Here is a 10,173-nt window from a genome sequence, read left to right on the forward strand (position 1 = left end):
CCATCGCCCTGCCATCCCGAGGAATCCCCGATGTCCCAAGCCTTCACCGCGATTGCCACCCTGATCGCCAAGCCCCAGCAGCAAGCCGTCCTCAAGCGCGAACTCAGCGCCCTGGTCCCGCCCAGCCGCGAGGAGAGCGGCTGCCAGTACTACGAGCTGCATCAGGACGCCGAGCAGCCGGGAACCTTCTACGTGCTGGAGCGCTGGGACGATGAAGCCGCCCTGGAATTCCACAACAACACCGCGCACTTCCAACACTTCATCGCCCAGACCCGCGAAGCGATCGAGCACTTCGAACTCAAGCGCCTGCAACTGCTCGTCTGACCTTCCCTCAACCTTCATCAGGAGTTCATCATGAAAGCCATCGCCTACTACCACTCGCTGCCGATCAACGACCCGCAATCCCTGCAGGACATCCAGCTACCGGAACCGGTGCCCGGTCCCCGGGACCTGCTAGTGGAGGTCAAGGCCATCTCGGTCAATCCGGTGGACACCAAGGTGCGCCAGAACGTCCAGCCCGAAGGTGGCGCAGCCAAGGTGCTGGGCTGGGACGTGGCCGGGGTGGTCAAGTCCGTGGGCAGCGAAGTCAGCCTGTTCAAGGTCGGCGACCGAGTGTTCTACGCCGGCTCCATCGCCCGGGCCGGCGGCAACAGCGAGCGGCACACCGTGGATGAACGGATCGTCGGCCACATGCCCAAGAGCCTGGGCTTCGCCGAAGCCGCGGCTTTGCCACTGACCGCGATCACCGCCTGGGAACTGCTGTTCGAGCGCCTGCAGATCCGCCAGGAGCCGGGCGATCAAGGCCAGAGCCTGCTGATCGTCGGTGCTGCCGGCGGGGTCGGTTCGATCCTCACCCAACTGGCCCGCCAACTCACCGGCCTCAAGGTGATCGGCAGTGCCTCCCGCGAACAGACCCAGGCCTGGGTCCGCGAGCTGGGGGCCCATGCGGTGGTGGATCACAGCCAGCCGCTGAGTGCCGAGCTCAAGCGTGTGGGCATCGATCAGGTAACCCATGTTGCCAGCCTGACCCAGACCGACACCCACCTCGACCAGTTGGTGGAAGCCCTGGCCCCCCAGGGCAAGCTGGCGTTGATCGACGATCCGAAAAGCCTCGACGTGACCAAGCTCAAACGCAAGAGCCTGTCGCTGCATTGGGAGTTCATGTACACCCGTTCGCTGTTCGAGACCGCCGACATGCAGGAGCAGCATCTGTTGCTCAACCGGGTCGCCGAGCTGATCGACGCGGGGACTCTGAAGACCACAGTCGGCGAGCATTTCGGCCAGATCAATGCAGCCAACCTGCGTCGAGCCCACGCCCTGCTCGAAAGCGGCAAGGCCAAGGGCAAGATCGTACTGGAAGGTTTCTAGGGTCATTTCCAGCGGCCGCCACTGCCTTGCAAAGGTCGGCGGCCGTCAGTCCGAGAATTGATTTCGGTCATATTTCTGACCGTATTCAGGTCTACACTGGGGGCCCCTGCACTGCACTCTTTTACCGTTAGGAGGTCAGCAATGAAGATCCTGATAAAAGAACTGGCAACCGCCAAAGGCCCTCAATGGCAGGTACGCCTCGACCAGCATGGCGTAACCTTCCGCAGTGAGGCCGAGGCCAGGGCATTCGCCCAGACCCTGCAGGCCCGCTTGCAAGCCCCTCACCAGATCCCCCAGAGTCAGCGCGCCGTCGGCTGATTCAGAGCTCGGCGGCCTTCAGCGCCCGGGCATTCTGCAAACGCCGAGTCACCACCGCCATGCTCACCGCCAGAACACCGCACAGGCAGATGACCAAGGCCATCGGCATGGCGCTGCCATCGTGCAAGGCTCCCACCAGGTAGGCCGCGCCTGCGGCAACACTGAACTGCAGGCAGCCGAGCATCGCCGAAGCACTGCCGGCACGTGCACCCTGGCCATTCATGGCACAGGCTGCGGCGTTGGGAATGATGCAACCCAGACTGGCGATGCACACGAACAGTGGCAGCAGCAGCGGCCACAGTGCACTGGTGTGCAACACGCTGACCCCTAGCAGGGCCAAACCCGCCGCCAGGTAGATCCACACGGTACGCGCCAGCAGGAAGGCCGGGCCGCGCTTGGCCAGCAGCCGAGCATTGATCTGCGCTACCAGGATGAAGCCACCGGCATTGATCCCGAAGAACCAGCCGAAGTGCTCGGCGGGTACGCCGTAGAGCTTAATAAAGACAAAGGGTGAGCCGGCGATGTAGGAAAACATCCCGGCAATGGCAATCCCACCCGTCAGGGCGTGACCGAGGAAGACCCGGTCCGCCAACAGTAGGCTGTATTGCCGAAACGCGCCGGACAATGGCAGGCGCGGGCGAGTGGCCGGCATGCTTTCCGGCAGGCCCAGGGCCACCGCCAATCCGGACAGGGCACTGAACACCGTGAGCATGATGAAGATCGATTGCCAGCCATAGAGGTTGACCAGCAGGCCACCCAGCATTGGCGCCAGGATTGGTGCCAGGCCCATCACCAGCATCAACTGGGAGAACACCTTGGCCGAGCCCACTGCATCGCATTTGTCGCTGACCACGGCGCGGGAGATCACCATGCCGGCACAGCCGCCCAGGGCCTGGACGAACCGCGCGCCAATCAACCATTCAAGATTAGGCGCATAAGCGCAAGCCAGTGAAGCCAGGGTGAACAAGCCAACCCCGACGAGCAACGGCAGGCGTCGGCCAAAACGGTCGGCCACCGGACCATAGGCCAGTTGGCCAATGGACAGGCCCAGGAAATAGGCAGCCAGGGTCAGTTGAACGTGTTTTTCATCGGTGCCGAACGCCAAGGCCATCGCGGGAAAGGCCGGCAGATAAAAATCGATGGCCAGAGGGCCGAAAGCGCTCAAGGCGCCGAGAATCAGGATTGTGCGGAGGTTCATGACATCCAAGCGAGCGTTGGTCAGCGGCTGCATAGTCTAGCTGCGCTTGGACGCCTTGAACATTCCGATAGGTCGCTAACTATTAAAAAGACTCACGCCACCTGGACGGCGTAGCCCTCCTCGCTGATCAGATTGATCACTTCTTCGCTGGACAGCCGGCTCTCGACTCCCACTTCCTTGGCCGCCAGATCCACCCGCACCGTAGCCGCCGGGTCCTTGTTCTGCAGGGCCTGGGTAATGGCCCGCACGCAGTGACCGCAGGACATGCCTTGAACGTTGAATACTTGCATCACGCTTCTCCTGTATTGGGTTGAGCAGAGTCTTGTCCTTGCCACCATGGCAAGGTCAAGTTCCGGATTGATCTGCCGGGCTGGAAATCAGCGGCGTGCTCGGCCAAGCTGCACGTCTTACGACATCACAGCAGGAGATTCAGCCATGCGCTGGTCAACTTTCAGCCTCGTCAGCCTCCTGGGCCTGTTCGCCGCAGCGCCCCCGGCCATGGCCGCTGGCGAAGATTACGGCGTACTGATCATTTCCAGGGAGCGACTGGAAGTCGCCACCTCTTGCGAAATCGGCCTGTACATTCAGGATCAGCTCGCCGGTCGACTGTTCCAGGAACAGAGCACCTCCTTCAACCTGCCGCCGGGCAAAGTCTCCCTGCGCCTGAAACTGCTGCCAGGCCAGGCTCCCGGCTGCAGCCCGGGCCTGCTTGCCCCCGGTTCCCAGGACATCAGCCTGCGGGCCGGCGACGTGCTGAAGTTCCGCATCGCCATGACCCCGTCAGGCATGTACCTCAAGCCCGCTGCCCTGGAGTACTGACGCCCCGCCCTCTGCACGCCTCGCAACCGATCATGCCTGGCGTGTCTTAAGCTCTAGCGTTCGCCCGGCTGACACGCCCCTGGGACAAAATGAAGCACCCGCAGAATCCCCCCTTGACCTTGCCTGCGTGGCAAGGTTGATCCTGTAGGCAACATTTACAGGGAGTGTCATCCATGCCTGAATCAACCACCTTCGACCTGCCGATTGCCGGCATGACCTGCGCCAGCTGCGCCGGGCGCGTAGAGCGTGCTCTGGGCAAAGTCGCCGGTACCGGTGCCGTCAGCGTCAACCTGGCCACCGAACAGGCCCGGGTCGAAGCCCAGCGAGACAGTCTGCCCGCCTTGCTCGAAGCGGTGCAGAACGCGGGCTACAGCGTTCCCGTGCAGAGCCTTGAATTGACCATCGGCGGCATGACCTGCGCCACCTGCGCCGGTCGCGTTGAGCGCGCCCTGAACAAGGTGCCCGGAGTGCGCAACGCCAGCGTCAACCTGGCCACCGAACGGGCCCACATCGAGTTGCTGGGGCAACTCGACCCAGCCGTGCTGGTCAACGCGGTGACGAAGGCCGGCTACTCCGCCAGCCTCTGGCAGGCCGAAAAGCAGCACTCCGGTGATCAACAGCAACAGCATCTGCGTCGTGAGCGCTGGAGCCTGGTACTGGCGATTCTGCTGGCCCTGCCTCTGGTGCTGCCGATGCTGGTGCAACCCTTCGGCCTGCACTGGATGCTCCCGGCCTGGGCGCAGTTCGCCCTGGCCACCCCGGTACAGTTCATCTTCGGTGCGCGCTTCTATGTGGCGGCCTGGAAAGCCGTGCGCGCCGGCAGCGGCAACATGGACCTGCTGGTGGCCCTGGGCACCAGCGCCGGTTATGGCTTGAGTCTCTACGAGTGGGCTACCGCCGCAGAGGGCAGCATGCCACACCTGTACTTCGAAGCCTCCGCTGTGGTGATCGCCCTGGTGCTGCTGGGCAAGTACCTGGAAAGCCGGGCCAAGCGCCAGACCGCCAGCGCCATCCGCGCCCTGGAGGCTCTGCGTCCCGAACGAGCGATCCAGGTGATCGACGGCCGCGAGCAGGAAGTGGCCATCAGCGCCCTGCGCCTGAATGACCTGGTGCTGGTCAAGCCCGGTGAGCGCTTTCCGGTGGACGGTGAAGTCATCGAAGGCCAGAGCCATGCCGATGAAGCCCTGATCAGCGGTGAAAGCCTGCCAGTGCCCAAGCAGCCCGGGGATAAAGTCACCGGCGGTGCGATCAATGGCGAAGGCCGCTTGCTGGTGCGCACCCTGGCACTGGGTGCAGAAACCGTATTGGCAAGAATCATTCGCCTGGTGGAAGACGCCCAGGCCGGCAAGGCGCCGATCCAGAAACTGGTGGATAAGGTCAGCCAGGTATTCGTACCCACCGTACTGGTGCTGGCCCTGATCACGCTGGTGGGCTGGTGGATGTACGGCGCCCCCCTGGAAACCGCCGTGATCAACGCAGTGGCGGTGCTGGTAATCGCCTGCCCTTGTGCCCTGGGCCTGGCCACGCCCACCGCGATCATGGCCGGCACCGGCGTCGCCGCCCGCCACGGTATCCTGATCAAGGATGCCGAAGCCCTGGAGCGGGCCCACGAAGTCAGCTCGGTGGTCTTCGACAAGACCGGCACCTTGACCTCCGGCACGCCGCGCATCGCTCATATGCAGGCCCTGGACGGGGACGAAAACACCACCTTGCAACTGGCCGGCGCCCTCCAGCGCGGCAGCGAACACCCCCTGGCCAAAGCGGTGCTGGACCTGTGCCAGGAACGCCAGCTGCCGGTGGCCGATGTCAGCGCCAGCCAGTCCCTGACCGGACGCGGCATTGCCGGCACCCTGGACGGCCGCCAACTGGCCCTGGGCAATCGTCGCCTGTTGGAGGAAAGCGGCTTGATCCCGGGAAGCCTGGCCCAGGCGGCCCAGGACTGGGAACACGAGGGCCGGACCCTGTCCTGGCTGATAGAGCAAAGCCCGCACCCCCGGGTGCTGGGCCTGTTCGCCTTTGGCGACACTCTCAAGCCGGGAGCCTTGCAGGCAATACAGCAACTCAACGCGCGGCATATCAGCAGCCACCTGCTGACCGGCGACAACCGTGGCAGCGCCAAGGTAGTGGCCGATGCCCTGGGCATCGCCGACGTGCATGCTGAAGTGCTGCCGGCGGACAAGGCCGCCACCGTCACCGAACTGAAAAAGACCGGCGTAGTGGCGATGGTCGGCGACGGCATCAATGATGCCCCAGCCCTGGCAGCGGCAGACATCGGCATCGCCATGGGCGGTGGCACCGACGTCGCCATGCATGCAGCAGGCATCACCCTGATGCGCGGCGATCCGCGCTTGATCCCGGCAGCCCTGGAAATCAGCCGCAAGACCTATGCGAAGATCCGCCAGAACCTGTTCTGGGCCTTCGTCTACAACCTGATCGGCATTCCCCTGGCAGCCTTCGGCCTGCTCAACCCGGTGCTCGCCGGGGCGGCCATGGCCCTGTCCAGCGTCAGCGTGGTGAGCAATGCGCTACTGTTGAAAACCTGGAAACCCAAAGACCTGGAGAACGCCGAATGAACATCGGCCAAGCAGCCCGCAAGAGTGGCCTGAGCGCCAAGATGATCCGTTACTACGAGTCCATCGGGCTGCTCAAGCCGGCCCATCGCAGCGACAGCGGCTATCGCCTGTACGGCGACGACGACCTGCACAGCCTGGCCTTTATCAAGCGCTCCCGAGACCTGGGGTTTTCCCTGGAAGAGGTCGGCAAGCTGCTGACCCTGTGGCAGGACCGGCAACGGGCCAGCGCCGATGTAAAGGCCCTGGCACGCCAGCACATCGACGAGCTGAACCAGAAGATCCGCGAACTGGCGGAGCTGCGCGACACCTTGCAGGACCTGGTGGAGCATTGCCAAGGCGACCATCGCCCAGACTGCCCGATCCTCAAGGAACTGGCGTCCGGCAGCTGCTGCGAGGCCTGACCGCTGGCTAGCACTCTGTACGACTGCAGGGTGCAATCTGCGGAAATAAAAAAATCCGGCCTGGGCCGGATTTTTTCATGGGGTCACTGCATCCAGGGCGGAGGCGGTGGTTCCTCGGACTTGCCCGCCGGCACCTCGTCCGCCGCGCGCATTGCCTGACGACGCTCCTCGTCGAGACGCGCTGCTTCGATCTCGCGGATCACGCTGCCGACATCCGCCAGTTCTTCCGGATCGTCGAACTCGCCGGTCAGCACGCTGCCCGGGTGCAAGATGCCAGCCTCATACAAGGCCCACATCTCCTTGGCATAACGGGTGTCCCTGAGCTCCGGGGCAAAGCGCCCGAAGTAGGAAGCCATGTTGCCGACGTCACGTTCGAGCATGCTGAACGCGTGGTTGTTGCCCGCCGCATCGACCGCCTGGGGCAGGTCGATGATCACCGGACCATCCGGTCCCAGCAGCACGTTGAACTCGGAAAGGTCACCGTGCACCAGTCCGGTACACAACATCAGCACAATCTGGGAAATCAGGAAGGCGTGATACTCACGGGCCTGATCCTGATCCAGCACCACATCGTTGAGCCGCGGCGCGGCATCGCCGTATTCGTCGGACACCAACTCCATGAGCAGCACGCCTTCAAGGAAGTCGAACGGCTTGGGCACTCGTACCCCGGCATTGGCCAGGCGGAACAAGGCCGCCACTTCGGCGTTCTGCCACGCGTCCTCGGTTTCCTTGCGGCCAAACTTGGAGCCCTTGGCCATCGCCCGCGCCTGACGGCTGTTGCGGACCTTACGACCTTCCTGATACTCCGCCGCCTGACGGAAACTGCGTTTGTTAGCCTCCTTGTAGACCTTCGCGCAACGAAGCTCGTTGCCGCAGCGCACCACATACACAGCTGCCTCTTTACCACTCATGAGTGGGCGCAGCACCTCGTCTACCAGACCGTCTTCGATCAGCGGTTCAATGCGTTTTGGAGTCTTCATCAGCTTTTATTGTGGGTCCCTTGTTACCAAACACGCGAAAGTCACTCGTTATACGGCAATCCTCCCACGGCGGGAAAGGGCTGCCGACCACCGAACGACTGCAATGCACTCAATGTGCCAGATCAATCCATCGATGCAGCCAGAGATCATAGCCGAGAGTCCGCCCGCCAATGTCCAGGCAAGGCCGCGAGATTGCCGCTGCCCGGCGAACGCCTTCGGCTCCCTGACCGAGGTTTTTTCTGCGCGCGGCTCAATATTCCGCCGCGCCAGCCGAAGTCATCAGAGACAACGGGATTTGTCCAACAACCCAACAAAGACGTCAGCCGCCGGCCAAGGTTCGATCGCCGCCGGCTCGACCTTACTCTCAGGGACGGCAATCAGCGCCACCTTTCAACCTGCCCATAATCCGCGAGTCACCTGCACTTCGTGGTCATACAAAAAAATCTGGAGCGTGGATGAATATCAAGCAGAAACTCACCTGGGCCTTCGCCGTCATTGCCTGCCTGCCGGTGGTGCTGGTCGCCACGCTGGTGGTCATGAACCTGCGCAGCGATGCCAAGGACAGCTTCGTCGATAACAGTGGCCGCGAGATCCGCCAGGTCAGCAATGCCATGCAAATATTCTTCGACGGCATCAGCCAGAACGTCGACTACCTGGCCTCCCAACCGCTGATCGCCAACACTGATGACAGCCTGAAGAACTACAGCAGTGCCGATGCCGAGCAGATCCCCCAAGGCGAGATGGACAAGCAGGTCTTTGCCTTGCTCGAACGCCTGGGCACCAGCCATCCGGCTTACGCCTACGCGATCATCGGCACCGACGCCGGCGGCTATGTGTCCTGGCCAGACGATCCCAAACTGAACAACTACGACCCGCGCCAGCGCCCCTGGTACAAGGCCGCCATGGCCAATCCGGGCAAGCCGTTGCGTACCGCGGCCTACTACTGGGCCACCGATAACGCGACCTATGTCAGCACCGTGCGCACCGTCGCCAACAAGCTGGGCAACCCTGGTGGGGTGGTGAGCATCGACGTGACCCTCAAGCAGCTCACCGAAATCGTCAAGCAGATCAAGCTCGGAGAATCCGGCTACCTGATGCTGATGGAGAACAACGGCACGGTGCTGGTGGACCCCAAACAGCCGGAGCACAACTTCAAGGCCCTGGACAGCCTCGGCGACGGTTATGCCCAACTGGCCAAGGCCGGCAAAGGCCTGGTGAACGTGGAAATCAACGGCGAGCACTACATGGCCAACGTCTGGCCCTCGGAACAGTTGGGCTGGACCTTCATCGGCCTGATCAAGCAGAGCGAAGTCATGGGCTCGGCCACCCAGCTGACCTGGATCATCGCCATCATCGCCGGGGTCCTGGCTTTGCTGTTCGCGGTGGTCGGGGCGAGCTTCGCCAGCCTTATCGTGCGGCCGATCCGCGGCGTCGCCAGCGGCCTGGAAGGCATCGCCCAGGGTGACGGCGACCTGACCCAGAACCTGAACATCCGCGGCAGCGATGAAACCGCGCAACTGGCCAACTGGTTCAACCAGTTCCTCGCGGCGATCCGCAGCCTGATCCAGAACATCGGCCTGGCGGCGCAGAAGATCCTCGCCACCTCCCACTCCTCGACCCAGGTCTCCAGCGACATGTCCGAAGCTGCCGGGCGCCAGCGCGAAGCCGTGGACATGGTGTCCACGGCGTTCCATGAAATGGTCGCCACTGCCAACGAGGTGGCCCGTTCCTGCAGCCAGGCAGCCGAATCGGCGGACAACGGCCAGCGTCAGGCCCGGGAAGGCCAGCAGCAGATCGATGATGCAGTGCACAGCGTCGATCGCCTGAGCCAGGAGATCGAACAGTCGGCGCAATCGATGCAGCAACTCGAACGCGACAGCAACGACATCCAGTCGATCCTCGGCACCATCCGCTCCATCGCCGAACAGACCAACCTGCTAGCCCTCAACGCCGCTATCGAGGCGGCTCGGGCCGGTGAACAGGGACGTGGTTTTGCCGTGGTTGCGGACGAAGTCCGGGCCCTGGCCAAGCGCACCGCCGACTCCACCGCCGAAATCGACGGGCTGCTGGGCAACCTGGCCAAGCGCACCAGCGCCGTAACCCAGCAGATGCACGCCAGCCTGGAGGTGTCCCAACAGTCGGTGAGCCGCATCGGCCTGGCACGCAATAGCTTCGGGCAGATCCGCGAGTCGGTGGACGTGATCCGCGACATGAATACCCAGATCGCCACCGCCGCCGAGGAACAGCATCAGGTGGCGGAAGACATCAACCGACACATCAGCCAGATTCATGGCGATGCGCAGTTGGTGGCGGAACTGGCGAACTCGGCGCGCCTGGACTCCCAAAGCCTGGCGGGACTGTCCAATGAACTGGACAGCCTGGTGCGGCGCTTCAAGACCTGAAGCACCTTGCGCCGGCAGCCGGCTCCTATTGCAGGAGCCGACGCGCCGGCGAACCTCAAGGCGCGGCAGAGCCTCCTCAGCGCTCGATGATCGCCGTCACACCCTGCCCGCCCG

9 protein-coding genes and 2 pseudogenes are annotated in these 10,173 nt (G+C 63.3%); 8 read left to right on the top strand and 3 right to left on the bottom strand.

The window, feature by feature from the left end; genetic code table 11:
• The first annotated feature begins 30 nt into the window (after nt 1–30).
• The 3 genes from GV819_RS31995 (at nt 31) to GV819_RS33005 (ending at nt 1,686) form a co-directional block, all read left to right on the top strand.
• Nucleotides 31–324 carry a putative quinol monooxygenase gene (locus tag GV819_RS31995; RefSeq protein WP_161760027.1) on the top strand — a complete coding sequence of 98 codons (294 nt, stop codon included), beginning with the start codon at nt 31–33 and terminating at the stop codon, nt 322–324.
• Between the two features lie 30 nt (nt 325–354).
• Nucleotides 355–1,368: a zinc-binding alcohol dehydrogenase family protein gene (locus tag GV819_RS32000; RefSeq protein ID WP_161760028.1), complete on the top strand. Its 1,014-nt coding sequence runs from the start codon at nt 355–357 to the stop codon at nt 1,366–1,368.
• A gap of 141 nt (nt 1,369–1,509) precedes the next feature.
• Nucleotides 1,510–1,686 carry a hypothetical protein gene (locus GV819_RS33005; protein ID WP_178125240.1) on the top strand — a complete coding sequence of 59 codons (177 nt, stop codon included), beginning with the start codon at nt 1,510–1,512 and terminating at the stop codon, nt 1,684–1,686.
• Nucleotide 1,687: 1 nt separating this feature from the next.
• On the opposite strand, the gene GV819_RS32005 is transcribed toward GV819_RS33005, so the two are convergent.
• Nucleotides 1,688–2,884 (bottom strand): multidrug effflux MFS transporter, encoded by a 1,197-nt coding sequence (locus tag GV819_RS32005; RefSeq protein ID WP_161760029.1) that lies wholly within the window; start codon nt 2,882–2,884, stop codon nt 1,688–1,690.
• Nucleotides 2,885–2,976: 92 nt separating this feature from the next.
• Nucleotides 2,977–3,174 carry a heavy-metal-associated domain-containing protein gene (locus GV819_RS32010; protein ID WP_161760030.1) on the bottom strand — a complete coding sequence of 66 codons (198 nt, stop codon included), beginning with the start codon at nt 3,172–3,174 and terminating at the stop codon, nt 2,977–2,979.
• A 145-nt stretch (nt 3,175–3,319) separates the two neighbouring features.
• On the opposite strand from GV819_RS32010, the gene GV819_RS32015 reads away from it, so the two are divergent.
• From GV819_RS32015 to cueR, 3 genes are all read left to right on the top strand, one after another.
• Complete coding sequence (locus tag GV819_RS32015) at nt 3,320–3,703, top strand: hypothetical protein (RefSeq protein ID WP_161760031.1); 384 nt, start codon at nt 3,320–3,322, stop codon at nt 3,701–3,703.
• Nucleotides 3,704–3,876: 173 nt separating this feature from the next.
• Nucleotides 3,877–6,276, top strand: a complete 2,400-nt coding sequence (locus GV819_RS32020; protein WP_161760032.1) for a heavy metal translocating P-type ATPase — start codon at nt 3,877–3,879, stop codon at nt 6,274–6,276.
• Nucleotides 6,273–6,677 (top strand): Cu(I)-responsive transcriptional regulator, encoded by a 405-nt coding sequence (gene cueR, locus GV819_RS32025; protein WP_161760033.1) that lies wholly within the window; start codon nt 6,273–6,275, stop codon nt 6,675–6,677. The genes GV819_RS32020 and cueR overlap by 4 nt, the downstream gene beginning before the upstream one ends.
• A gap of 83 nt (nt 6,678–6,760) precedes the next feature.
• Here cueR and GV819_RS32030 read toward each other — a convergent pair whose 3' ends face one another.
• On the bottom strand, nt 6,761–7,657 hold the full coding sequence (locus GV819_RS32030) for a PA4780 family RIO1-like protein kinase (RefSeq protein WP_161760034.1): 897 nt from the start codon (nt 7,655–7,657) through the stop codon (nt 6,761–6,763).
• 611 nt (nt 7,658–8,268) lie between these two features.
• On the opposite strand from GV819_RS32030, the pseudogene GV819_RS33925 reads away from it, so the two are divergent.
• Both GV819_RS33925 and GV819_RS33930 read left to right on the top strand, forming a co-directional pair.
• Nucleotides 8,269–9,201, top strand: a pseudogene (locus tag GV819_RS33925) (cache domain-containing protein); the annotation flags it as partial.
• Nucleotides 9,202–9,462: 261 nt separating this feature from the next.
• Nucleotides 9,463–10,059 (top strand): annotated as a pseudogene (locus GV819_RS33930) (methyl-accepting chemotaxis protein); the annotation flags it as partial.
• Nucleotides 10,060–10,173 lie beyond the last annotated feature (114 nt).

Origin of the sequence: Pseudomonas sp. Fl5BN2 (assembly GCF_009908205.1) — a bacterium.
Taxonomy (GTDB): domain Bacteria; phylum Pseudomonadota; class Gammaproteobacteria; order Pseudomonadales; family Pseudomonadaceae; genus Aquipseudomonas.